Source organism: Pseudomonas sp. Irchel s3b6 (assembly GCF_900187415.1).
Classification (GTDB): domain Bacteria; phylum Pseudomonadota; class Gammaproteobacteria; order Pseudomonadales; family Pseudomonadaceae; genus Aquipseudomonas.
Genome location: NZ_FYDM01000002.1, coordinates 531,177 through 553,772 on the forward strand (window position 1 = coordinate 531,177; position 22,596 = coordinate 553,772).

Here is a 22,596-nt window from a genome sequence, read left to right on the forward strand (position 1 = left end):
CCATGCACCGCCGCTGGGCTGATGCGATGGGTGCAGGGGCGGTCCAGTCGGACCAGACGAGCATCCTAGCTCGCTTCGAATAACGCCATGGCCTCGACATGTGCCGTCTGAGGAAACATATCGAGGATCCCGGCACGTTTTAACCGGTAGCCCTGCCTGATCAGTTCGACCGTGTCGCGCGCCAGCGTTGCCGGGTTGCACGACACATAGACCAACCGCTTGGCGCCCAGGGAGGCGAGCGTGCGCACCGCCTCGAAAGCGCCATCACGCGGTGGGTCCAAGAGTACCGCAGAAAAGCCCTCGCCTGCCCATTCGGCATCAGCCAAAGGCTGGGATAAATCGGCCTGAAAAAACTTCGCGTTATGCAGATTGTTGCTTGCGGCATTCGCTGCGGCACGCTCGACCATGGCTTGCACGCCTTCCACCGCGACCACCTCGCGAACCTGTTGCGCCAGCGGCAAGGCGAAGTTGCCCAGGCCACAGAACAGATCGAGAACGCGCTCGTCTGCCGCAGGTTTCAGCCATTCCAGTGCCTGGGCAACCATCGCTTCATTGACCCCGGCATTGACCTGGATGAAATCCCCCGGACGATATGCCAACTCCAGGTTCCATTGCTCGAGGCGGTAGCCCAGCGCCTGATCCGCCTGCACCGGTTGCGGCTCACCTTCGCCATGCAACCACAATTGGGCGTCATGGAAGGCGCAGAATTCCTTGAGGATAGTCAGGTCAGCTTCGGACAGCGGTGCCATGTGCCGCAGCAACAGCGCCAATGACGAACCGGCAAACAACTCGACATGACCCAAGGCCTGAGGTTTGCTCAAACGCCGGAGCATCTCGGGCAAGCGGCTCATGATCGGTTGCAGGGGCTGGACCAGCACCGGGCAATCGTTGATGCCAACAATGTCCTGGCTGCCCGCTGCACGGAAACCGACTTCGAGGACCTTGGCCTTGATGTCCCAGCGCACCGCCACCCGGGCGCGACGCCGGTAGGCGAATTCCGGCCCGCTCAAAGGCGCTGCCCACTCATCAGGTTCAACACCGGCCACCCGTGACAACTGCTCGGCGAGCATGCGCTGCTTCAGGGCGAGTTGTTCGCCGTGGGGCAGATGCTGCACGCTGCAGCCGCCGCAGCGCCCGGCATGGGCGCACGGTGCCGGGCGACGCAAGTCACTGGCGACGAAGACACGCTCGGTGCGCGCCTCGACCACTTTGCCGTGAGCACCCAGCACCCGCGCCTCGACCTCTTCACCGGCCAGGGCACCGATGACAAACCAGGTGCGACCTTCGAAAAACGCGATACCGCGACCGTCATTGGCCAGGCGCTCGATGATCAAGCGCTGCTTTTTCCCGGTCGGGACTTGTGGGGCCTTGCTGCCGCCAGCGGGTTGGAAGCGCAGGCCTCTCTGTTGCTTGGCCATCAGTTGGGCGCGTCGAAAATGCCGGTCGACAGGTAACGGTCGCCACGGTCACAGATAATCGCGACGATTACCGCATTTTCAACTTCCTTTGACAGACGCAGCATGGCTGCCACGGCACCGCCCGAGGACACGCCGCAGAAGATGCCTTCTTCACGGGCCAGTCGACGGGTCACGTCTTCGGCTTCGCTCTGGGCCATGTCGACGATCCGGTCCACGCGATCAGCCTGGTAGATCTTCGGCAGGTACTCCTGGGGCCAGCGACGGATGCCCGGAATCGCCGAGCCTTCCATCGGTTGCAGACCGATGATCTGTACGTTCTCGTTCTGCTCTTTCAAATAGCGCGAGACGCCCATGATGGTACCGGTGGTGCCCATGGAACTGACGAAGTGGGTGATGCTGCCCTGGGTCTGGCGCCAGATTTCCGGGCCGGTGGTGGTGTAGTGCGCCTCGGGATTATCACCGTTGGCGAACTGGTCCAGCACCTTGCCACAACCTTCGGCCTCCATGCGTTGAGCGAGGTCGCGGGCACCTTCCATGCCCTCTTCCTGGCTGACCAGAATCAACTCGGCACCATAGGCCGTCATCGCGGCCTTGCGCTCGGCGCTGGAGTTGTCGGGCATGATCAGGATCATCTTGTAACCCTTGATCGCCGCAGCCATGGCCAGGGCAATCCCGGTATTGCCGGAGGTCGCCTCGATCAGGGTGTCGCCGGCATGGATCTGCCCGCGCAACTCGGCGCGGGTGATCATCGACAGCGCCGGACGGTCCTTGACCGAACCCGCCGGGTTGTTGCCCTCGAGCTTGAGCAGCAGGGTATTGCTGGTGGCACCGGGTAGGCGCTGCAAACGAACCAGCGGAGTGTTGCCGACGCAATCGGCGATGGTGGGGTACTGCAAGGTCATGGCGTATTCGCAATCCAGACTGCGGGGGTGACCATCATACCGGCAAACCTCGGCAGCCCATATCACGCAAAGTGCGAAGCTTATGCTTTGTAGGAATAAGCATTGCCGCGTGCGGGTGGGGAAGGCTGCTCAAAGACAGGCAGGCGGCTCAACCGTTGCTGCCGGCCCCCGCCAACAAGCGCATAGTGAGCCGCAGTCCCTGCCCGGTGTTTTGTGCCCACAGACGCCCGCCCTGTCGTTGCACGGCATTGCGCGCAATGCTCAGGCCCAGGCCAAACCCGCCGTTACCCGGCCGTGAGCCGTCGAGCCGGGTGAACGGATCAAAGATGCGCTCCAGGTCCCGTTCGGCGACACCACCGCCCTGATCCTCTAGCTTCAACAGCCAGTAATCACCGTCACGCCGCCCGTCGAGGCTGACAATACCGCCTGCCGGAGAGTGACGAATGGCGTTGCGCAAGAGGTTTTCCAGGGCCTGGGCCAAGGTATTGAGGTTGCCGCGGACCCAGCACGAGGCATCCACGCTGCAGTGCAGTTGCCCGGCGGGCCAGCCACTTTCGTAGCAGGCATTTTCCGTGAGCATTTCCCACAAGGCCTGAATCTGGATGTCCTCATTCGGCAGCGGTGCCCGTTCAGTGTCCAGCCAGGCCAGTTGCAGGGTGTCTTCGACCAGCCGCTGCATACCATCGACTTCACGGCCAATGCGTTCGCGCAACCGCGCCAGGTCCTGCTCACTCTCGCTGGCTACCCGCAGGCGGCTGAGCGGTGTGCGCAGTTCGTGAGACAAGTCGCGTAACAATTGTTGTTGCAAGGCCACCATCCCTTGCAGGCGCTCGGACATGTGATCGAATGCTCGACCCAACTCACCCAGTTCATCCAGGCGATTAGTCGTCTGGCTCGACAGGCGCACGCCCAACTGATCGGCACGCCAGGCGTTGGCCTGTTCACGCAGGCTGTTGAGCGGGACAACCAGCAACCGATACAGTCCGACGCACAGCAGCAAGGTGAACAGCCCCGGAATCACGCCATTGGTGATCACGCGCCAGAATACCTTGTAGCGCCCTGGCATGAACCGCTGGGGCAGTTCGATCACCAGGCTGCCGACGGAGGAGTCGCCGGGAAACGGCACCCGTAGCCACGGCAGGCCTTTGTTATGGATGGGCCAATCCAGGCCGCGCAAAAAGGTCAGGCGCTGTATTTCCTTGTCCGTCAGCGCCTGGCTGCTCAAGGACTGCAGGTCGCCACCAATGACCCCCACCCAACCGGCTTCGCGCTGATGCATGCGCTGCAGCCAGTCATCGACGCCGGCGCTCTGTCGCTGCAACCACGCCTGCTCGGCCTCGGCGGCATAACGCGTCAGGCTGCCCCGCGCCTCATCCGACAGGAACTGGTTCTGCTTTTCCATATAGTGGCCCCACGACCAGCTGAGCCAGATCATCAGCAGGCAGAAGGCAACCAGTAAAAAAGCCAGTTTCCAGAACAGCGAATGCTTGCCCGGAACGTCAGGCCACTTCATCGAGGGCACTCAAGACATAACCTTTGCCCCACACCGTCCGCACTTCGCGCTCACTGTAGCCAATGGCCTTGAGTTTGCGGCGGATCTGGCTGATGTGCATGTCCAGGCTGCGATCATGGGGCGCGTAGCCGCGCTGCAATACGTGCTGATAAAGGAAGGCTTTGCTGAGCACTTCGTCGCCGTTGCGATGCAGGGTTTCAAGCAAGCGGTACTCGCTGCGGGTCAGGCCCGCCCACTGCTCGCCGTAGTGGACGTCGCACAGTTCGTCGTCGTAGCGCAGGCTGTGGGCTTGGGTGTTGACCACCGGCGGTACATGCCGACGATCCAGGGCGACACGCCGCAGAATGGCTTCAATGCGCACCCGCAACTCGGCCATGCTGAAGGGCTTGGGTAGATAGTCATCGGCGCCCAGGCGAAAGCCGCTGATGCGGTCCGCTTCAGCACCCAGCGCCGACATCAGCAGCACGGGCGTCGAGTCACGGGTGCGCAGGTCGGTCAATACGGACAGCCCGTCCATGCCCGGCAACAGAATGTCCATCAGCACCACGTCGAAGGCCTGGGCGCGAGCCATCGCCAGGCCGTCCTTGCCGTTCTGGCACCAGGTGACCTGAAAACCGCAGCGCCCCAGATGCTCATGCACATAAGCACCGAGCACGAGGTCGTCTTCGATCGCCAGGATACGTGGGCAGCCAACAGATACGGGAGTCATTAGCTTCTGCAAGTCATTCTCAATCGCCGATTATTCAAGATTGCCCCGCCGCGAGCAACCCGCTCCTTTAGTCTTGGTTGCCAAAGGCGATCAAAGGGCGACAACGTCTTGGATATTTTGCAGAGATTGCCCGCCGGCAAATCGCTACACTGCGCAGGTGCGGCGTGCCGGATGCACGCATCGGTCATTGATGAGCAGCGTGATAGCAGGAGAGTGGCGTGCTGAAAAAACTGGGGATCAAAGGTCGCGTGTTCTTGCTGACCTTGTTGCCGACCAGCCTGATGGCCCTGGTCCTGGGCGGCTATTTCACCTGGATGCAACTGTCCGATCTGCAGACCCAGCTGCTGCAACGGGGTGAAATGATCGCCGAACAACTGGCGCCCCTGGTGGCCCCGGCCATGAGCCACCAGGATGAAGAGTTACTGGAGCGCATCGCCACGCAGGCACTGGAGCATCCCGACGTACGCGCCGTGTCATTTCTCGCCCCGGACCGCACACTGGTGGCCCACGCCGGCCCGTTGATGCTCAACCCGGCACCGAGCGGTGACGGCTCGCACATGCGTCAACGGACCGGCAACGACGCCACCCGCTACCTGCTGCCGGTGTTCGGCAAGCATCGCAACCTGGCCGGCGACGTGATCCCGGATGAAGCCGAACGGTTGCTGGGCTGGGTCGAGCTGGAGCTTTCCCATAGCGGCATGTTGCTGCGCGGTTATCGCAGCCTGTTCGCCAGCCTGCTGTTGATTGTCGCCGGCTTGATCTGTACCGCACTGCTCGCCTTGCGCATGGGCAAAACGATCAATACCCCGCTCCACAGCATCAAGCAGGCCGTGGCCCTGCTCAAGGAAGGTCATCTCGAAACCCGCTTGCCGCCGCTCGGCAGCCAGGAGCTGGACGAACTGGCCTCGGGCATCAACCGCATGGCCAGCACCCTGCAAAATGCCCAGGAAGAGTTGCAACACAGCATCGACCAGGCCACCGAAGACGTACGCCAGAACCTGGAAACCATCGAAATCCAGAACATCGAGCTGGACCTGGCCCGCAAGGAGGCCCTGGAAGCGAGCCGGATCAAGTCCGAATTCCTGGCCAATATGAGCCACGAGATTCGCACGCCGCTCAATGGCATCCTCGGCTTCACCCACCTGCTGCAAAAAAGCGAACTGACACCGCGCCAGCTCGACTACCTGGGCACCATCGAAAAGTCTGCCGACAGCCTGCTGGGCATCATCAACGAAATTCTCGACTTCTCGAAGATCGAGGCCGGCAAGCTGGTGCTCGACAGCATTCCGTTCAACCTGCGCGACCTGCTGCAGGACACCCTGACCATCCTCGCCCCCGCCGCTCACGCCAAACAGCTGGAACTGGTCAGCCTGGTCTACCGCGATACACCGCTGTCGCTGGTGGGCGATCCGCTGCGCCTCAAGCAGATCCTCACCAACCTGGTGAGCAACGCGATCAAGTTCACCCGCGAAGGCACCATCGTTGCCCGCGCCATGCTCGAAGATGAACACGAAGACAGCGTGCAGTTGCGCATCAGCATCCAGGACACCGGTATCGGCCTGTCGAACCAGGACGTCCGCGCACTGTTCCAGGCCTTTAGCCAGGCCGACAACTCCTTGTCCCGACAACCCGGCGGCACCGGCCTGGGGCTGGTGATTTCCAAGCGCCTGATCGAGCAGATGGGTGGCGAGATCGGTGTCGACAGTACACCGGGCGAAGGCTCGGAGTTCTGGATCAGCCTGAGCCTGCCCAAAGCCCGCGACGATGCCGAGGACCTGCCTGCCTTGCCACTGCTCGGGCGGCGCATCGCGGTGCTGGAAAACCACGAATTGGCACGCCAGGCCTTGCAACATCAACTGGAAGACTGTGGCCTGGCGGTCACGACCTTCAATACCTTGGAAAGCCTGAGCAACGGCGTCACCAGTGCTCACCAGACCGATCAGGGCATCGACCTGGCGGTGCTGGGCATCACCTCTAATGACATGCCGCCGGAGCGGCTCAACCAGCACATCTGGGACCTCGAGCACCTGGGCTGCAAGGTGCTGGTGCTGTGCCCGACGACCGAACAGACACTGTTCCACCTTTCCGTGCCCAACCCCCACAGCCAGTTGCAGGCCAAACCCGCCTGCACCCGCAAGCTGCGCCGGGCACTCTCCGACCTGGTCAACCCGCGCCAGGTACGCAACGACCCAGGCGAACCGGTGTCCAGCCGCGCGCCCAAAGTGCTGTGTGTAGACGACAACCCGGCCAACCTGCTGTTGGTGCAGACCTTGCTCGAAGACATGGGAGGCAAGGTGCTGGCCGTCGAAAGTGGTTACGCCGCGATCAAGGCCGTGCAGAACGAAACCTTCGACCTGGTGTTGATGGACGTACAGATGCCCGGCATGGATGGACGCCAGAGCACCGAAGCGATTCGCCAATGGGAAAGCGAACGGCCTTGTACGCCACTGCCCATTGTCGCCCTCACCGCCCACGCCATGGCCAACGAGAAACGCGCCTTGCTGCAAAGCGGCATGGACGACTACCTGACCAAACCCATCAGCGAGCGCCAACTGGCACAAGTGGTGTTGAAATGGACCGGGCTGGCGCTGCACAACCACCTTCCGGAACGGGCCGACGCCCACGGCTCCAACAGCGACCTGCTGGTACTCGACCCCGATGAGGGCCTGCGACTGGCGGCCGGCAAGGCTGACCTCGCGGCCGACATGCTGGCCATGTTGCTGGCGTCGCTGGACTCCGACCGCGAGGCCATTCGCGTGGCCCGCGACAGCCGTGATCACAACGCCCTGATCGAGCGCGTCCATCGCCTGCACGGAGCGACCCGCTATTGCGGGGTTCCCCAATTGCGCGCGGCGTGCCAACGCAGCGAAACCCTGCTCAAGCAGCACGACCCCAAGGCCCAAGCGGCGCTGGATGATCTGGAACGGGCGATCAATCGCCTGGCCACGCAAGCACGTATCAGCGCCTGACCCAGCGCAATGGCGCTGCGCTCATTGGCCGTTAAACTCAGGGCATTCAGAACCAGGACCCAACCATGCGCACGATTCTCTTCAGCAGCCAGACCTATGACCGCGACAGTTTTCTTGCCGCTCCCGCGCACGCCGGTATCGAACTGCACTTTCAGCCCGCACGCCTGTGCCTGGACACCGCGGCCCTGGCCGAGCGATTCGAGGTGGTCTGCGCCTTTATCAATGACGACCTCAGTGCGCCCGTACTGGAACAGCTGGCCGCCGGCGGTACGCGGCTGATTGCCCTGCGCTCGGCCGGCTACAACCACGTCGACCTGGCGGCGGCGAAACGCCTGGGCTTGAGCGTCGTGCGCGTGCCAGCCTACTCCCCCCACGCCGTTGCCGAGCATGCCGTGGCCTTGATTCTGGCGCTGAACCGGCGCCTGCACCGCGCCTACAACCGCACCCGCGAAGGTGATTTCAGCCTGCACGGCTTGACCGGTTTCGACCTGCACGGCAAGACCGTGGGGGTAGTCGGTACCGGGCAGATCGGCGCCACGTTCGCCAGAATCATGGCCGGGTTTGGCTGTCAGCTCCTGGCTTACGATCCTTACCCCAACCCTGAAGTCCAGGCCCTCGGAGCCCGTTACCTGCCACTGCCGCAACTGCTGGCCGAAGCGCAAATCATCAGCCTGCACTGCCCGCTGACCAGCGAAAGCAAACACCTGATCAACCGTCAGTCACTGGCCCGCCTGCAACCCGGCGCCATGCTGATCAATACCGGGCGCGGCGCGCTGGTGGACACCCCGGCGCTGATCGAGGCCTTGAAAAGCGGTCAACTGGGCTATCTGGGGCTGGATGTCTACGAAGAAGAAGCCCAGCTGTTCTTCGAGGACCGCTCCGACCTGCCCTTGCAGGACGATGTGTTGGCGCGCCTGCTGACGTTCCCCAACGTGATCGTCACCGCCCACCAGGCTTTCCTGACCCGAGAAGCCCTGGCTGCCATTGCCGCCACGACCCTGAGCAACATCAGTGACTGGGCGGCAGGCACCCCGCACAACCGGGTCGAGGGTTAAGCCGGACTGATCGAAGGTCGCATCCGTGGACCATGCGCCACGCCTTCGCGTGCTAGCATATCGGCCATATTTGGAGGACCCATGGTCGAACACGATTTCCGCTACAACCTGATGAACCCGCAGCACACCCTGACCGAATGCCGCGCACTGACACCGGGACGCTATCAGGTCACCGGCAACGGTGGCTCGATTCGCGCCGATGACGTGTTGCTGGTCACCCTCAAGGGCAGCAAGGATTTGTCCATGCGCCTGACCGTCGAAAACGTCCGTCACCTGCTCAAGCCAATGGGTCAGTGGGTGGCCGTGGCCAGCGGTCCGGTGTTTGGCGAACTGGCCATTCACACTTGGCAGGTGAACTGCGACAGCTGCGCCAAGGAGCTGAGCTTCGAATTCGCGGTCGACGCCAAGCTGGGCAACAAGGCCGAAAAGCCGGCCGCCACTGCACGCATCGCCGAGCTGGGCTGGACCACTGCCGGTGAAAAGCACCGCTGCCCGAAATGCCAGGAGCCGGCGTGATGAAACACCTCGTTCTGGCCGGTATGGCAGGCGCGGGCTTGTTGGGTTGTGCCGCTGAACCGGTAAAACTGCAGCAGGATCGCAGCTACATCCTGGAGTGGATCGGTGAGCGTCCGCTGATCGATTACAGCCACCTGACCATCACCCTGGGTGAAGACGGCCGGGCCTATGGCAACGGCGGCTGCAACCACTGGTTCGCCCCCTATACCCTGGAGGGTGACAAGCTGAGTTTCGGTAAGGTTGGCAGCACCCGCAAGCTGTGTGCTCCGGCCCTGATGGAGCAGGAAAAACGCTTCCTGCAAGCGTTGGAAACCGTGCAACGCTGGGACATCTCGCCGATCGAGCAACTGCGCTTCTGGCCGGCCGAAGGCAAACCGCTGCGCTGGTGGCCTGAAGAGGGTTAAGCGAACGCCGCCCCTTGTAACAGCAGCCGGTCGACGCTCGAGTGCTCGCGATGGACGTTAACGACAACGCGTACTTTCTGATTAAACGCGTTGTTCTTGAGTTCATCGCGAGCACGCTCGCGCCTACAGGTACGACCTCAGCGCCACACTCAGTTCTTCGCCTGCAATGCCTTGAGCTTCTCCATCACCCCCGCCGCTGTCTGCTCACCCATCAGTTGCTCACGCACCTTGCCCTTGTCGTCGATGATGTAGGTCACAGGCAACGCTTCGCTGCGCGGTAGCTCAAACCGCTCGGCCGGGTCCTGTGCTAGGACCGTGAAGGCGATACCGAGCTTGCTGCTGGCGCTCTTGAGCTCCTCGCCCTGCACATTGTCGAAATTGACCCCGAAGACATCAATCTTCTGCCCCTTGAGCTGTTCGGCCAGCGCATTGAGCTCAGGGATCTCCGTGCGGCACGGGCCACACCATTCGGCCCAGTAATTGAGCACCAGCCATTGGCCATCCAGACGTTCGGACGCCACCTTCTGCCCCAGTTGATCGGTACCATAATCGTAACCACAACCGCTGAGCAGCAAGGTTGTGCAAAGTGCCAATGCTGCCGTCAATCGCCTTGTCATCGGGTTGATCCTTACTCAAAAAATAGGTACTGCTTGCGACCCGTTGCCACCGAAGGTTCAGGACTGCTCGCCGCACGGGTAGAATAGCCGCCACCTTACGCAAGAAGCGACCCGCTCATGACCGATCTGACGCTTTATCACAACCCGCGCTGCTCGAAATCCCGCGGTGCGCTGGAACTGCTGGAAGCCCGTGGGCTGACGCCGACCGTGGTCCGCTACCTGGAAACCCCGCTCAATGCCGCGCAGCTGCAAAGCCTGCTGGGAAAACTGGGGATCAGTGCCCGGCAATTGCTGCGCACCGGTGAAGACGAGTACAAGACCCTGAACCTGGCCGACAGCAGCCTGAGCGAGGCGCAATTGATCGCCGCCATCGCCGAACACCCCAAGCTCATGGAGCGACCGATCCTCGAGGTCGGTGACAAAGCCATCATTGGCCGTCCGCCCGAGAGCGTGCTGGAGTTGGTGCCGTGAGCGCGCCGTACATTCTGGTGCTGTATTACAGCCGCAGTGGCTCGACCAATGAAATGGCCCGCCAGATCGCCCGGGGCATCGAGCAGACCGGCATGGAAGCGCGCCTGCGCACCGTCCCGGCAATCTCCACCGAATGCGAAGCCGTGTCGCCGGACATTCCCGACGAAGGTGCGCTATACGCCAGCCTCGACGACCTGAAAAACTGCTCGGGCCTGGCCCTCGGCAGCCCGACCCGCTTCGGCAACATGGCCGCACCGCTCAAATACTTCCTCGATGGCACCAGCAACCTGTGGCTGACGGGCGCGCTGGTCGGTAAACCGGCAGGCGTCTTCACCTCCACCGCCAGCTTGCATGGCGGCCAGGAAACCACCCTGCTGTCGATGATGCTGCCCTTGCTGCACCACGGCATGCTGATCACCGGCCTGCCGTACAGCGAATCGGCCTTGCTGGAAACCCAGGGTGGCGGCACGCCGTATGGTGCCAGTCATCACGCCGGAGCCGACGGTAAAAGCGGTCTGGATCAACACGAAGTCGCCTTATGCCGGGCCCTGGGCCTGCGCCTGGCGAAAACCGCGCAAAAGCTGGAGAGCCGTCAGACAATGGAGAGCAACCGTGGCTAAAAAGCCCAAGATCCTGCCCTCCATCGAGTGGCTGGAACCCCGCGTGCGGTTCAGCCGTGCCGCCAGCCTGCTGTGCTTTTTCGGCCTGGTTGGCCTGCTGTGCGCCTACTACCTGATGTTTGCCGACCTGCATGGCGCCCGGCCATGGGTCATCCTGCTGATCGAGCTGGTGCCGCTGGTGCTGCTGGCACCTGGCATGATCAGTGGCAGTGCCCGCGGGCATTCGTGGATGTGCTTTGTGGTGAACCTGTACTTCATCAAGGGCGCGATTGCCGCGTTCGACCCCAATCGCCAGCTGTTCGGCCTGCTGGAAATGGCCGCCAGCCTGGCGGTGTTCTGCTCGGCGCTGCTGTACGTGCGCTGGCGCTTCCAGCTCAACCGCAAGCTGGCGGGCGAAGGCGAGCCTGCAGTCGCCTGACCTGACGCCAGAGCACGCTTGCTCCCATACGGTTCTGCAGTGGGCACACCCTGTGTGAACACTCGATCACCCTGCGGGAGCGAGCGGGCTCACGATGAAGGCGGCGCGGTCTCAATGATTGACGGTATACGCCAGCATCATCGAAATCTGGCACATCGGCCGGCCACTCTCGGCATGCCACTGGTTGAACGCATTCTGCACCGTCGCCAGGTCCCGCTGGCTGGTAGGCGCCTTGTCGATGATCCCTTGGGCGTTCAGTGCCGCGACCACGTCAAAGGTCGGCACAAAGGTATCCTTGCCCACCATCCGCAGAAAGCGCGGCGCCGACAGACCACCCAACTGATGCCCATGCCTGGCCAGGTATTTCCACAGGCCTACGATATCCGTCACCGGCCACTCGGCAATCAGTTCACCAAAGCTGCCCTTCTCTTTCGCGACGTCCAGCACCAGCTGTGCATTGCGTGGCACGCTCTTGAGCTTGCCCAGGTGGCGGATGATCCGCGCATCCTGCATCAGCCGCTCCAGGTGTTCGGCGCCCATCAACACCACCTTCTGCGGGTCGAACTGGAAGAACACCTCTTCGAACGCCGGCCACTTGGCGTCCACCAGGCTGTGCTTGAGCCCGGCACGGAACACACGCAGGGCCAGGGTCGACAAATAGCGGTCATCGCTGATCTGGCGCAGTTGTGCCGCAGTCTTGGGCACGGGCAGGTGGGCTTCCAGTTCGGCCGCCGAGCCAAACCGGTTCAGACAGTATTCGTGCAGCCACTTGTAATCGCGCATGCCCTCTCCTGAGCAAAGAAATAAAAACGGCGCCCGTGAGCGCCGTCAGATCGTAACCGCCCATTCAATCAGAGGTTGACCACATTCACGAACCGCGACGCCGCCGTTTCGTCGATGCGCAGGCTGGTGAAGTCGAACAGGTTGCGGTCCGCCAACTGCGACGGAATCACGTTCTGCAGGCTGCGGAAAATGCTTTCGGTACGGCCGGGGGTCTTGCGTTCCCACTCCTGAAGCATTTCCTTGACCACCTGGCGTTGCAGGTTTTCCTGGGAACCACAGAGGTTGCACGGAATGATCGGGAATTGCTTGAAGTCCGAATAGGCTTGAATGTCTTTCTCATTGCAGTAGGCCAACGGACGAATCACCACGTTGCGCCCGTCATCGGCACGCAGTTTCGGCGGCATGGCCTTGAGCGAACCGTTGAAGAACATGTTCAGGAAGAAGGTCTCGACAATATCGTCGCGGTGGTGACCGAGGGCCATCTTGGTCGCGCCGATTTCGTCGGCGAAGGTGTAGAGCGTGCCACGGCGCAGGCGCGAGCACAGCGAGCACGTGGTCTTGCCTTCCGGCACCAGCTCCTTGACCACCGAATAGGTGTCTTTTTCGACGATGTGGTACTCCACGCCCAGCGCCTTGAGGTAGGCCGGCAGCACATCCTCAGGGAAGCCCGGCTGCTTCTGGTCCATGTTCACCGCGACGATGTCGAACTTGATCGGTGCCACCTTCTGCAGGTGCATCAGCACGTCGAGCATGGTGTAGCTGTCCTTGCCACCGGACAGGCAGACCATGACCTTGTCACCGTCTTCGATCATGTTGAAGTCGGCAACGGCTTCACCGGCCAGCCGGCGTAGACGTTTCTGCAGTTTGTTCTGGTTGACCGTAAGAGTGCCCATGGCGCTTGAAATCCGCGAGGTGTGACGAAAGGTGCGCATTTTACGCAAAAATACTGAGTGGGCGAAGAGTTCCACGCGTCCTGACTCGCCACTGATATCAGGTAGGCCACTACCTGGTGTGCTGTCATGCAGTGCAGCGATTAACCCCCGGGTTTACAGCGCAATTTGCTCTAAAGGCCCTGCTCCCGCCCTATCCAGTCCTTTCTATACTGCGACATAAGGTCGCATGCACCTGAAGACCTTTACTGACTTGGCCAATGGCCTGTAGGCGCTCCGTTGGGGGGCGATAGCAATCACGAAGGAGTGACTGATTATGATCCATCACGTCGTGGGGCTTTTCACCCACCCAGATCAAGAATGGAAAGAGATTCGTGGCGACCAAGAGGAAAGCATCAGCCACATGTACCTCACTCACACGCTGATTCTGGCGGCGATACCGGCAATTTCCGCGTTTATCGGTACAACCCAGGTGGGCTGGGTCATTGGCAGTCGCGCCCCGGTCATGCTGACCATGGAAAGCGCACTGTGGATGACCATCATGTCGTACCTGGCGATGCTTGGCGGGGTCGCGGTGATGGGCGCGTTCATCCACTGGATGGCCCGCACCTATGACGCCAGCCCAAGCCTGGCACGCTGCGTCGCGTTTGCCACCTACACCGCCACACCGCTGTTCATCGGGGGCCTGGCGGCGCTCTATCCACACATGTGGCTGGGCATGATCGTCGGCACCGCAGCGATCTGCTACACGGTTTACCTGCTGTACGTGGGGTTGCCGACCTTCATGAACATTCCATCTGACGAGGGTTTTCTGTTTTCAAGTTCAGTGCTCGCCGTAGGGCTGGTGGTGCTGGTTGCGATCATGGCATTCACCGTGATTGTCTGGGGCCTGGGCGTCGGTCCGGTCTATACCAACTAAAACGGGCGATCACCGCGGGCAACTGGAGCGAGCCAGGGATGCCGCCGATAATACAAATCAGGATCTGCCATCACAGGCCGCCGCAAGGCGGCCTTTTGATTGGACCACGACCACTCGGTACCTGAGCGATTCGCAATGCACGCGGTTTGCAGCATACTCGACGCCTCTGGAGAACCGCCAAGCATGCCCGAGCAACTCAATACCCGCGTCGAAGACTGTTTCCAACAAGCCGAATCCTTTTTCAAACGCCCCTTCAAGCGCCCGGTGGTCAGCCTCAAGTTGCGTGGCCAGAAGGCCGGCGTTGCCCATCTGCATGAGAATCTGCTGCGCTTCAATCCGCAACTGTATCGGGAAAACACCGAAGACTTCCTCAAGCAGACCGTGGCCCACGAAGTCGCCCACCTGATCGCCCACCAATTGTTCGGTGAGCGCATTGCTCCACACGGCGAGGAGTGGCAACTGATCATGCGCGGCGTCTATGAACTGCCGCCCAACCGCTGCCACACCTACGCCGTCAAACGCCGCAGCGTAACCCGCTACATCTACCGCTGCCCGTGTGCCCGCAGCGACTTCCCATTTTCAGCCCAGCGCCACAGCCTGGTGCGCCAAGGGCGACGCTATCTGTGCCGCCAGTGCCGCGGCACACTGGTGTTCAGCGGCGAGATGCGAGTTGAATAGCCGGATAGGCAGCCTCTGCATCGGCGCTAAACAACCACCCTGGCGCGGCGTAGCTCTGCAATCTGCTCCAGGCTGTACCCCAATTCACTCAGTACCTGATCGGTATGCGCCCCCAGTGCCGCACCGATATGTCGAGGTTCAGGCAGCCCCTCGGAGAATTTCAACGGGCAGGCCATCTGCGCCTGTGTGCTGCCGTCACTGCGAGGAACCTGAGTCACCAGTTCCCTCGCTTTAAGCTGGGGATGTTCCACCGCTTCGGCCAGGTTCAACACCGGTTCGACGCACGCATCGACCCCGGTGAACAACTGGCACAGCTCGGCGAAGTCGTGTTTCTCGAACTCGATCTGCAACGCCAGCTTCAGTGCCTTTTGCTCTTCGGGCCTGGGCGACAGCCCCTGCGCCGCCAAGTGCGGCTGGCCTAGCGCCGTACACAATTGCTGCATGAAGTCGGGCTCCAGGCTGCCCACCGACAACCAGCGTCCGTCGCGCGTGCTGTAGTAGTCGTAGAAGCTACCACCGTTGAGCACCTGGTCCTCGCGCCCCGGCGTCACGCCGCACGCCAGGTAACCCGCGCCCGCCATCGCATTCAGGCTGAACGCGCAATCGGTCATGCTCACATCCAGGTGCTGGCCCTGCCCGCTGTGCTGGCGGGCAATCACCGCTGCCAGCAAGCCGATGACACCATGCAATGATCCGCCGGCGATGTCCGCCGCCTGAATCCCCAGCGGCAATGGCCCGCTGTCCTTGCGCCCGGTGTAACTGGCCACTCCCGCCAGCGCCAGATAATTGATGTCGTGCCCGGCGCGATCCTTGTACGGACCGGTCTGGCCATAGCCGGTGATCGACACGTAAATCAGCCGCGGATTGATCGCCCTCAATGCCTCATAGCCCAGCCCCAGGCGCTCCATCACGCCCGGGCGAAATTGCTCAAGGACAATGTCATGGTCTTGCAGCAACTGCTTGACCACCTCCAGCGCCTCGGGCTGCTTGAGATCCAGCGCCAGGCTGCGCTTGTTGCGATTGAGGTAGGCGTGGCTGGCCGAGATGCCCTGGTCGTGGGGCGGCAATACCCGCAACAAGTCCATGCGGGTCGGCGACTCGATGCGCACTACCTCGGCGCCCATGTCCGCCAGCAACAGCGAGGCAAACGGCCCTGGCAACAGCGTCGAGAAATCCAGAACCTTGAGTGATGCCAATGGACCCTGCATAAACCTTCTCCTTGAGCGATACCTCAAGCCTAGGCAGACGATGGCCCGGCGGCAATCACCTTAAGCATCAGCGCGAGTGACCGTTGCGCTCAAATCCGGGGCAAGAAAAAACCCGCCGTAGCGGGTTTTTCATCGACTTGGGTGAATTACTTCACGGAAGTCGGGGTTGGGCCTTCAGCCACGCCCAGGTCGTCGACTTCACGGGTGTCGGAGATACCGCGACCACCGGAAGCCAGCTCGACCTGCAGCTTGTCTTCGTCCAGCTCCTTGACCCACTTGGCCACGACCAGGGTGGCAACCGCGTTGCCCACCAGGTTCGTCAGGGCGCGGGCTTCGGACATGAAGCGGTCGATACCCAGGATCAGCGCCAGGCCGGCAACCGGCAGGTGGCCTACGGCGGACAGGGTGGCGGCCAGCACGATGAAGCCGCTACCGGTCACGCCCGCAGCACCTTTGGAAGACAGCAACAACACCAGCAGCAAGGTGATCTGGTGGGTGATGTCCATGTGAGTGTCGGTCGCCTGAGCGATGAACACCGCCGCCATGGTCAGGTAGATCGACGTGCCGTCGAGGTTGAACGAATAACCCGTCGGGATCACCAGGCCCACCACCGATTTCTGTGCGCCCAGGCGCTCCATCTTGATCAGCATGCGCGGCAGTGCGGACTCGGACGAGGAAGTGCCCAGCACGATCAGCAGCTCTTCACGGATGTAGCGGATCAGTTTCAGTACGCTGAAACCGTGAGCACGGCAGATGCCGCCCAGTACCACCACCACGAACAGGATGCAGGTGATGTAGAAGCAGATCATCAGTTGCCCCAGCTGCACCAGCGAGCCGACACCGTAGGCGCCGATGGTGAAGGCCATGGCACCCAGCGCACCGATGGGCGCCAGCTTCATGATCATGTTGATGATGTTGAACATCACGTGGGCAAAGCGATCGATGAAGTCCAGCACTGGCTTGCCATAGGCACCCAGGCGATGCAGGGCGAAACCGAAGATCACCGAGAACATCAGCACTTGCAGGATGTCGCCGTTGGCAAAGGCACCAACGATGGTGTTCGGGATCACATTGAGGATAAAGCCGACAATGCTCTGGTCCTTACCGGCAGTGACGTAGGCGGCGACCTTGGAGGCATCGAGCGTCGATACATCGATGTGCATGCCGTTGCCCGGCTGCACGACGTTGACCACAACCAGGCCGATCAACAGCGCGATGGTGGAAACGATTTCGAAGTACAGCAACGCGTAGCCGCCGGTTTTACCGACCGACTTCATGTTCTGCATGCCCGCGATACCGCTGACGACGGTACAGAAGATGATCGGTGCGATGACCATCTTGATCAGTTTGATGAACCCGTCACCCAGTGGCTTGAGCGCCACCCCGGTCTGCGGATAGAAGTGACCGAGCAAAATGCCGATAACGATGGCAACGATCACCTGGAAATACAGGGATTTGTACAGTGGCTGACGAGTCGTCATTGCAAAGTTCCTCAAGAGCACCGCGCTGCAATCATCCATCTGATGCAAGCGACGCCTACCGTGCGAACCCTCCTGCACTGGAGGGATTTGTTGTGTCGAGCTGCACGCTGGCAGACCTCTCGCCTCTATCGCAAACCCCGTGCCACCTTTCAAAAATCCACTGAAAGCCTTTTGCTACAAGGGCCGCAGCGAATCCGCCCTTGCCGAGAGGGCCGTTTCCGATGGCGGATTCCCGCCCACCCACCGAATCCCGTCCTACAATTTGGCGGATATCCGCCTTGCCCCACCCCGGGGTGATGGCTAAGATCCGCCACTCAATGGACGGACCATCCCCCATGCGCGAACGCACCATTGCCAGTCATTTTGCTCGTGCGGCCACCGATGGCGCGCGTCGGGTTGGTTACGACTGTTCAAGCCTGCTGCACAGGCTCGGGATCAGCGCCGAACTGCTCGACGAACCCCGTGCCCGGATCGCACCGGAGCAGTTCACGGCCCTGCTGCAAGGCCTGTGGCTGGCGCTGGACGACGAGTACCTGGGGCTCGCCCGCCGCCCAAGCAAGCGCGGCACCTTCGCCATGATGTGTCACGCCCTGATCCACTGCCGCAATCTGGAAAAAGCACTGGAGCGCGGCCTGTTGTTCTACAGCCTGTTCCCCGACGCTCCGAGCCTGACCCTGAGCCGTGAAGGCGACTGGGTGCGCTTGAGCCTGGATGATTCACAGCTTCTGGATCCGGATCACTTTCTCACTGAAAGCCTGCTGGTGATCTGGCATCGCCTGGGCAGCTGGCTGATCGGCCAGCGCATTCGCCTGGAGCAAGCCTGCTTCAGCTACCCGAAACCCGGGCACGGTGCCGAATACGACCTGCTGTTTCCCTGCCCGCTGGCGTTCGACGCTGAACACAGCGGCCTGCTGTTTCACAGCCGCTACCTGTCCATGCCCTTGCTCCAGGACGAACGGACCCTCAAGCACTTCCTTGAGCACTCGCCAGCCGACCTGCTCTCGCGACCGGATGACGGCGACAGTTTGAGCAGCCAGCTACGACGCCTGCTCAGCCGCGACAGCGCTCGCTGGCCGGATCTGGAGGCCGTTGCCGCACACCTGCACATCAGCCCGCAAACATTGCGTCGGCATTTGCGTGAGGAGGGTTCGAGTTTTCAGGAGTTGAAGGATCAGCTACGTCGCGACATCGCGATTTATCACCTGAGCCGCGCCGATCTGTCATTGCAACAGATCGCCGAGCAGCTGGGCTTTTCAGAGCCCTCGGCGTTTCACCGGGCGTTCAAAAAGTGGACCGGGTTAACGCCAGGCGCCTATCGGGCGCAGGAGAGCTAAGTGTGAACATGAGCCCCTTCCGTGGCGAGAGAGGCTTCACAGTACCGGGAAATGAATCCGGAACGCCGCGCCACCCAGGTCAGAATCCCCCAGCGTCAACTGCGCGCCATAGCTTTCGATGATGTCCTTGACCACCGCCAGACCAATACCCTGCCCCGGATGCTGACGGTCCAGCCGTTCGCCGCGCTGGAGAATCCGTGCTCGCTGATCCACTGGAACACCCGGACCATCGTCTTCCACGCACAACTCAATCCCTGCCAATGTCTGGCGCAGGCTGACATGTACTTCGCTCAGGCACAGGCGATAGGCGTTTTCCAACAGGTTGCCGAGCATTTCCAGCAAGGCGCCCTGCTCAATGGGTACATGGCACGAGGCCGGCAGGTCAAATGAGGCCTTGACCCGCTTATCGCGGTAGACCTTGTCCAGCGTATCGCACAGGCTCTTGAGCACCGGCTGCAACTGGACCTGATGACGCACCAGACCACTTTTACGCAAGCTGGCGCGCTGCAACTGGTAACTGATTTGCTGGCTCATGCGTTCGATCTGCGATTGCAGCACCCACGCCTGCTCCCGGTCTTCAGGTCGCTGGGCCATGTCTTCACTGACCCCTTGCAGCACCGCCAACGGGGTTTTCAGGCTGTGGGCCAGATCGTCCAGAGAGTCGCGGTAGCGGCTGCGTTGTTCCCGCTCACTGCTTAGCAACCGGTTCAGGGAGCCGGTCAGGCGTAGCAGTTCCCGCGGATGTTCCTCGCTGAGGCTTTCGCGCTCACCGCTTTCGATCTGATCCAGCTCCTGGCTCAAGCGCCGCAATGAGTTCAAGCCCCAGGTAAGGCCGATCCAGAGCAAGGCGAGCAGTACCAGCAACGCTGCGCCAAAGCCCAGGTAGAGATTCTCCCGCACCCCTTCGAGGGTCTGCTGGTATTCACGCACCGGTTGCAGCGCAACGATGCTGAACGCCGCACTCTTGCCGCCCAGCAGTTTGATTTCGACGTCATAGACGAAGAACTCCTGGCCGTTGCCCTCGCGAATCCGCGCGAACTCGTTGCCGCGCCCGTCGTAACGCGGCTTGTAATTGATGCTCTCGTCCTGAGTCGCACGCGAACGCCAGACCAGATGACCTTCGCGGTCATAGATGTAGCCCAGCAAGCGAGTGTCGGCGAGATTGAAGCGCTCATCCGGCAGCTGCGAGGGCATCTTCAACTGGTTGTTTTCAACCCGTGCCGCAGAGATAAGCGTGGTGACGTCCGACGCCAGGCGCTGCTCGATCGAGTCTTGCAGCGCCAGGCTGAAGGCGCCTTGCATGGCCGGCAACAGCGCCAGCATGAACAACACGGCCAAGGTGGTGGCGGCCAGCATCAGCCGTAGCCGAAGCGAACGAATCACTTGCAGCGCTCATTGAACAGGTAGCCAAGGCCCCGCACGGTCTCGATCGGTTTGAATCCGGTCGGCGCTTCCAGCTTGCGCCGCAAGCGACCTACCAGCACCTCGATCACATTCGGATCGCGCTCGTCGTCATTCGGGTAGAGTTGCTCCATCAAGCGATCCTTGGCGACCACCTGCTGATGGTGGCGCATCAGGTACTCGAGGATTCGATACTCATAGGCGGTGAGTGCCAACGGCTGGTCGTCGAGACTCGCCTGCTTGCGATTGAGGTCCAGCAGCAACGGCCCGGCGATGATGGTCGACTGGGTGAAGCCACTGGAGCGGCGCAGCAGCGCATTCAGCCGCGCATCCAGCTCTTCGAACTGGAACGGCTTGACCACGTAATCGTCGGCTCCGGCGGCCAGGCCTTCAACCTTATCCTGCCAGTTGCCGCGCGCGGTGAGGATCAGGATCGGGAAGGTCTTGCCCTGAGACCGCAATTGGCGAATCAGATCCAGCCCACTCATGCCCGGCAGGCCCAGGTCGATCACCGCCAGGTCATGGTTGAACTGACCGGACTGGTACAAGGCCTCTTCGGCGTTGGCAACAGGCTCCACCACGTGGCCATTTTCGGTCAGGCGCGTGTGCAGGTGATGACGCAACAGCGCCTCGTCTTCGACGACCAGTAGTTTCATAACGCTCTCCCAGGCAAATCAACGTCTCCACGGGTGCCCGCACCCAGTTTGCTGACACACCCGCGCCAGATCACCCAAAGGTTGATCCGGCGCGGTTCGATGGTACCCGGATATCAGAAAGCGTAGTTGGCGGACAGATAGGTTTGTGCGCTGCTGGTCAGGCTCAACGAGCCCTGCTTGCTGCCTTGGGCGCTCATTTCGGTGCTGGCATTGCTGCGCAGGTAACGGTAACCCAGCTCTACCGAGGCATTCTTCGAAACCTGTTGCAGGATACCGGCCTGGACGCCCATGGCATAACCGATGTCGCTGTCGCGGCTGTAGCCCGGCGAGTCCTGAGTCAGCTTGGTCAGGCCGGCGGTGCCGCCGCCAAACAGTTTGGTGGTGCTGGTTACTGGCAGGAACATATCGTAGCTGCCCAGGAGGTTTTCCTGACGCAACTTGATGCCATTATGACTGCCGGAGACGTTGTCATAGGTCGCATAGTACCGACGCTCATCGTTTTGCTGGCCCAGACGCACACCCCAGGTGGTGTCCTTGCCGATCACGCCATCGGTGTTCGGGTGATTCAGGTTCTTGTTCAGTGCACTGGATTTGCTGACCTTGTCGCTGGTCTGGCCCAGGGTCAGGCTGGCGAAGTTTTCGTCAGCGGCTTGAACAGCGGCACTGGCGCCCAGTACGGTCATGGCCAGGATCAGTTTCTTGAAAGTAGTCATAGTGTGTTTCCTCGTTCGCATCGTGCTGTTGGGGGATGCGTGCAGGTTAACCACCCGCCACTGAACTCCTCCTGAACACGCGCTGAACCTCGGCTGAACGAGTTCGACGGCGATGAATCCACTGCGCGGGTCCTTGCCGAAGGATCACGCACACCAGGACTATCCAGCCCCAGGCCAACCCGGCAAAATGCCGGTATGAACTCGCCCCCCCCTATTCCCGCTTGCTGCACGCCCCTCGACGCCCACTGGCCGTTGCCTGATGCACTGCCCGGCACGGTGTTGCTCAGTACCCGGTTCGATCCCGCCCGACTGGAATACGAGGATTTCCGCCGCTGCACCATCGAGCCGCCCCCCAGCATCCAGCGCTCGGTCGCCAAGCGTCAGGCCGAGTTTCTCGCCGGGCGGGTGTGCGCGCGCGCCGCGCTGCAGCAACTGGCAGGGCTGGACTGTGTACCGGCCATTGGCGAGGATCGTGCACCGGTCTGGCCAGCGCACCTGTGCGGCTCGATCACCCACACCACCGGCCGGGCCGCCGCGATCGTTGCCCACAAGGCGCAGTGGCGAGGCCTGGGCATGGACCTGGAAAACCTGCTCAGCACCGAACGCGCCGAGCGCCTGGCCGGTGAGATTCTCACCCCAGGCGAACTCGAGCGCATGGCGGCAGGTAGCCGGGATCAATTGGCGTTGTGGGTGACCCTGACCTTTTCAGTCAAGGAAAGCCTGTTCAAGGCGCTCTACCCCATCGTGCAAAAACGCTTCTACTTCGAGCATGCACAGGTGCTGGAGTGGACCGAAGACGGCCACGTACGCCTGCGCCTGCTGACGGACCTGTCCAGTGAGTGGCATAACGGCAAGGAACTGGACGCACAGTTCGGGATGAAGGACGGGCAGTTGCTGAGCCTGGTCAGCATCAAGGCCTGA

Annotated in this window: 23 protein-coding genes; 11 read left to right on the forward strand and 12 right to left on the reverse strand. The window is 61.6% G+C overall.

From position 1 onward, the window contains the following. Positions 1 to 65 precede the first annotated feature (65 nt). The 4 genes from rlmD to CKW07_RS06095 all read right to left on the reverse strand — a co-directional run bounded on the left by rlmD (position 66) and on the right by CKW07_RS06095 (position 4,542). Positions 66 to 1,418 (reverse strand): 23S rRNA (uracil(1939)-C(5))-methyltransferase RlmD, encoded by a 1,353-nt coding sequence (rlmD, locus tag CKW07_RS06080; RefSeq protein WP_095144039.1) that lies wholly within the window; start codon positions 1,416 to 1,418, stop codon positions 66 to 68. Beyond that, positions 1,418 to 2,320, reverse strand: a complete 903-nt coding sequence (gene cysM / locus CKW07_RS06085) for a cysteine synthase CysM (protein ID WP_095078419.1) — start codon at positions 2,318 to 2,320, stop codon at positions 1,418 to 1,420. The genes rlmD and cysM overlap by 1 nt, the downstream gene beginning before the upstream one ends. A 148-nt stretch (positions 2,321 to 2,468) precedes the next feature. After that, on the reverse strand, positions 2,469 to 3,833 hold the full coding sequence (locus tag CKW07_RS06090; protein WP_095144040.1) for a sensor histidine kinase: 1,365 nt from the start codon (positions 3,831 to 3,833) through the stop codon (positions 2,469 to 2,471). Beyond that, positions 3,820 to 4,542, reverse strand: coding sequence for a response regulator transcription factor (locus CKW07_RS06095; protein WP_095144041.1), 723 nt, complete (start codon positions 4,540 to 4,542; stop codon positions 3,820 to 3,822). The genes CKW07_RS06090 and CKW07_RS06095 overlap by 14 nt, the downstream gene beginning before the upstream one ends. A gap of 218 nt (positions 4,543 to 4,760) precedes the next feature. Between CKW07_RS06095 and CKW07_RS06100 the strand changes: the two genes are divergently transcribed. The 4 genes from CKW07_RS06100 to CKW07_RS06115 all read left to right on the forward strand — a co-directional run bounded on the left by CKW07_RS06100 (position 4,761) and on the right by CKW07_RS06115 (position 9,486). Next, a complete protein-coding gene (locus CKW07_RS06100; RefSeq protein ID WP_095144042.1) occupies positions 4,761 to 7,511 on the forward strand; it encodes a response regulator in 2,751 nt (916 codons plus the stop codon). 65 nt (positions 7,512 to 7,576) lie between these two features. Beyond that, positions 7,577 to 8,566, forward strand: a complete 990-nt coding sequence (locus CKW07_RS06105) for a 2-hydroxyacid dehydrogenase (RefSeq protein WP_095144043.1) — start codon at positions 7,577 to 7,579, stop codon at positions 8,564 to 8,566. Between the two features lie 81 nt (positions 8,567 to 8,647). Beyond that, complete coding sequence (locus tag CKW07_RS06110) at positions 8,648 to 9,082, forward strand: hypothetical protein (RefSeq protein WP_095144044.1); 435 nt, start codon at positions 8,648 to 8,650, stop codon at positions 9,080 to 9,082. Next, positions 9,082 to 9,486 (forward strand): META domain-containing protein, encoded by a 405-nt coding sequence (locus CKW07_RS06115; RefSeq protein WP_095078431.1) that lies wholly within the window; start codon positions 9,082 to 9,084, stop codon positions 9,484 to 9,486. The genes CKW07_RS06110 and CKW07_RS06115 overlap by 1 nt, the downstream gene beginning before the upstream one ends. A gap of 149 nt (positions 9,487 to 9,635) precedes the next feature. Here CKW07_RS06115 and CKW07_RS06120 read toward each other — a convergent pair whose 3' ends face one another. Next, positions 9,636 to 10,103 carry a TlpA disulfide reductase family protein gene (locus CKW07_RS06120; RefSeq protein ID WP_095144045.1) on the reverse strand — a complete coding sequence of 156 codons (468 nt, stop codon included), beginning with the start codon at positions 10,101 to 10,103 and terminating at the stop codon, positions 9,636 to 9,638. A 117-nt stretch (positions 10,104 to 10,220) separates the two neighbouring features. Between CKW07_RS06120 and arsC the strand changes: the two genes are divergently transcribed. Genes arsC through CKW07_RS06135 form a run of 3 tightly spaced genes read left to right on the forward strand, consistent with a single transcriptional unit; the run spans position 10,221 to position 11,612 of the window. Further along, positions 10,221 to 10,574 carry an arsenate reductase (glutaredoxin) gene (gene arsC, locus CKW07_RS06125; RefSeq protein ID WP_095078433.1) on the forward strand — a complete coding sequence of 118 codons (354 nt, stop codon included), beginning with the start codon at positions 10,221 to 10,223 and terminating at the stop codon, positions 10,572 to 10,574. Continuing rightward, positions 10,571 to 11,194, forward strand: coding sequence for an NAD(P)H:quinone oxidoreductase (gene wrbA / locus CKW07_RS06130; RefSeq protein ID WP_095144046.1), 624 nt, complete (start codon positions 10,571 to 10,573; stop codon positions 11,192 to 11,194). The genes arsC and wrbA overlap by 4 nt, the downstream gene beginning before the upstream one ends. Further along, a complete protein-coding gene (locus CKW07_RS06135; protein WP_095144047.1) occupies positions 11,187 to 11,612 on the forward strand; it encodes a DUF2069 domain-containing protein in 426 nt (141 codons plus the stop codon). The genes wrbA and CKW07_RS06135 overlap by 8 nt, the downstream gene beginning before the upstream one ends. 111 nt (positions 11,613 to 11,723) lie before the next feature. On the opposite strand, the gene CKW07_RS06140 is transcribed toward CKW07_RS06135, so the two are convergent. Next, positions 11,724 to 12,395 carry a DNA-3-methyladenine glycosylase I gene (locus tag CKW07_RS06140; RefSeq protein WP_095144048.1) on the reverse strand — a complete coding sequence of 224 codons (672 nt, stop codon included), beginning with the start codon at positions 12,393 to 12,395 and terminating at the stop codon, positions 11,724 to 11,726. 68 nt (positions 12,396 to 12,463) lie between these two features. Then, on the reverse strand, positions 12,464 to 13,288 hold the full coding sequence (ttcA, locus tag CKW07_RS06145; protein ID WP_095144074.1) for a tRNA 2-thiocytidine(32) synthetase TtcA: 825 nt from the start codon (positions 13,286 to 13,288) through the stop codon (positions 12,464 to 12,466). A 313-nt stretch (positions 13,289 to 13,601) separates the two neighbouring features. Between ttcA and CKW07_RS06150 the strand changes: the two genes are divergently transcribed. Together CKW07_RS06150 and CKW07_RS06155 are read left to right on the forward strand one after the other, a co-directional pair. Continuing rightward, positions 13,602 to 14,204 carry a Yip1 family protein gene (locus CKW07_RS06150; RefSeq protein WP_095078438.1) on the forward strand — a complete coding sequence of 201 codons (603 nt, stop codon included), beginning with the start codon at positions 13,602 to 13,604 and terminating at the stop codon, positions 14,202 to 14,204. A 183-nt stretch (positions 14,205 to 14,387) separates the two neighbouring features. Continuing rightward, complete coding sequence (locus CKW07_RS06155; protein ID WP_095078439.1) at positions 14,388 to 14,882, forward strand: SprT family zinc-dependent metalloprotease; 495 nt, start codon at positions 14,388 to 14,390, stop codon at positions 14,880 to 14,882. Between the two features lie 26 nt (positions 14,883 to 14,908). Here CKW07_RS06155 and CKW07_RS06160 read toward each other — a convergent pair whose 3' ends face one another. Together CKW07_RS06160 and CKW07_RS06165 are read right to left on the reverse strand one after the other, a co-directional pair. Beyond that, on the reverse strand, positions 14,909 to 16,090 hold the full coding sequence (locus CKW07_RS06160; protein ID WP_095144049.1) for a CaiB/BaiF CoA-transferase family protein: 1,182 nt from the start codon (positions 16,088 to 16,090) through the stop codon (positions 14,909 to 14,911). A 146-nt stretch (positions 16,091 to 16,236) separates the two neighbouring features. Then, on the reverse strand, positions 16,237 to 17,571 hold the full coding sequence (locus CKW07_RS06165; protein WP_095144050.1) for a dicarboxylate/amino acid:cation symporter: 1,335 nt from the start codon (positions 17,569 to 17,571) through the stop codon (positions 16,237 to 16,239). A 335-nt stretch (positions 17,572 to 17,906) separates the two neighbouring features. Between CKW07_RS06165 and CKW07_RS06175 the strand changes: the two genes are divergently transcribed. Further along, positions 17,907 to 18,905: an AraC family transcriptional regulator gene (locus tag CKW07_RS06175; protein WP_095144052.1), complete on the forward strand. Its 999-nt coding sequence runs from the start codon at positions 17,907 to 17,909 to the stop codon at positions 18,903 to 18,905. Positions 18,906 to 18,941: 36 nt separating this feature from the next. Here the strand turns inward: CKW07_RS06175 and CKW07_RS06180 are convergent, their stop codons facing one another. From CKW07_RS06180 to CKW07_RS06190, 3 genes are all read right to left on the reverse strand, one after another. Further along, positions 18,942 to 20,288, reverse strand: coding sequence for an ATP-binding protein (locus CKW07_RS06180; protein WP_095144053.1), 1,347 nt, complete (start codon positions 20,286 to 20,288; stop codon positions 18,942 to 18,944). Further along, entirely contained in the window at positions 20,285 to 20,962 is a 678-nt protein-coding gene (locus CKW07_RS06185) for a response regulator transcription factor (RefSeq protein ID WP_095144054.1), read from the reverse strand. Before CKW07_RS06185 ends, CKW07_RS06180 begins: the two co-directional genes overlap by 4 nt. Before the next feature lie 113 nt (positions 20,963 to 21,075). After that, a complete protein-coding gene (locus CKW07_RS06190; RefSeq protein ID WP_095144055.1) occupies positions 21,076 to 21,675 on the reverse strand; it encodes a hypothetical protein in 600 nt (199 codons plus the stop codon). Positions 21,676 to 21,870: 195 nt separating this feature from the next. On the opposite strand from CKW07_RS06190, the gene CKW07_RS06195 reads away from it, so the two are divergent. Further along, complete coding sequence (locus CKW07_RS06195; RefSeq protein ID WP_095144056.1) at positions 21,871 to 22,596, forward strand: 4'-phosphopantetheinyl transferase; 726 nt, start codon at positions 21,871 to 21,873, stop codon at positions 22,594 to 22,596.

What these genes read in the sequence shown, in the direction of transcription:
- ttcA (WP_095144074.1), bottom strand. Translation starts at nt 13,288, where the DNA reads ATGGGCACTCTTACGGTCAACCAGAACAAACTGCAGAAACGTCTACGC.
- CKW07_RS06110 (WP_095144044.1), top strand. Translation starts at nt 8,648, where the DNA reads ATGGTCGAACACGATTTCCGCTACAACCTGATGAACCCGCAGCACACC.
- CKW07_RS06115 (WP_095078431.1), top strand. Translation starts at nt 9,082, where the DNA reads ATGAAACACCTCGTTCTGGCCGGTATGGCAGGCGCGGGCTTGTTGGGT.
- CKW07_RS06185 (WP_095144054.1), bottom strand. Translation starts at nt 20,962, where the DNA reads ATGAAACTACTGGTCGTCGAAGACGAGGCGCTGTTGCGTCATCACCTG.
- CKW07_RS06150 (WP_095078438.1), top strand. Translation starts at nt 13,602, where the DNA reads ATGATCCATCACGTCGTGGGGCTTTTCACCCACCCAGATCAAGAATGG.
- arsC (WP_095078433.1), top strand. Translation starts at nt 10,221, where the DNA reads ATGACCGATCTGACGCTTTATCACAACCCGCGCTGCTCGAAATCCCGC.
- CKW07_RS06120 (WP_095144045.1), bottom strand. Translation starts at nt 10,103, where the DNA reads ATGACAAGGCGATTGACGGCAGCATTGGCACTTTGCACAACCTTGCTG.
- CKW07_RS06165 (WP_095144050.1), bottom strand. Translation starts at nt 17,571, where the DNA reads ATGACGACTCGTCAGCCACTGTACAAATCCCTGTATTTCCAGGTGATC.
- CKW07_RS06175 (WP_095144052.1), top strand. Translation starts at nt 17,907, where the DNA reads ATGCGCGAACGCACCATTGCCAGTCATTTTGCTCGTGCGGCCACCGAT.
- CKW07_RS06190 (WP_095144055.1), bottom strand. Translation starts at nt 21,675, where the DNA reads ATGACTACTTTCAAGAAACTGATCCTGGCCATGACCGTACTGGGCGCC.
- cysM (WP_095078419.1), bottom strand. Translation starts at nt 2,320, where the DNA reads ATGACCTTGCAGTACCCCACCATCGCCGATTGCGTCGGCAACACTCCG.
- CKW07_RS06195 (WP_095144056.1), top strand. Translation starts at nt 21,871, where the DNA reads ATGAACTCGCCCCCCCCTATTCCCGCTTGCTGCACGCCCCTCGACGCC.
- CKW07_RS06155 (WP_095078439.1), top strand. Translation starts at nt 14,388, where the DNA reads ATGCCCGAGCAACTCAATACCCGCGTCGAAGACTGTTTCCAACAAGCC.
- CKW07_RS06095 (WP_095144041.1), bottom strand. Translation starts at nt 4,542, where the DNA reads ATGACTCCCGTATCTGTTGGCTGCCCACGTATCCTGGCGATCGAAGAC.
- CKW07_RS06105 (WP_095144043.1), top strand. Translation starts at nt 7,577, where the DNA reads ATGCGCACGATTCTCTTCAGCAGCCAGACCTATGACCGCGACAGTTTT.
- CKW07_RS06160 (WP_095144049.1), bottom strand. Translation starts at nt 16,090, where the DNA reads ATGCAGGGTCCATTGGCATCACTCAAGGTTCTGGATTTCTCGACGCTG.
- CKW07_RS06090 (WP_095144040.1), bottom strand. Translation starts at nt 3,833, where the DNA reads ATGAAGTGGCCTGACGTTCCGGGCAAGCATTCGCTGTTCTGGAAACTG.
- rlmD (WP_095144039.1), bottom strand. Translation starts at nt 1,418, where the DNA reads ATGGCCAAGCAACAGAGAGGCCTGCGCTTCCAACCCGCTGGCGGCAGC.
- CKW07_RS06140 (WP_095144048.1), bottom strand. Translation starts at nt 12,395, where the DNA reads ATGCGCGATTACAAGTGGCTGCACGAATACTGTCTGAACCGGTTTGGC.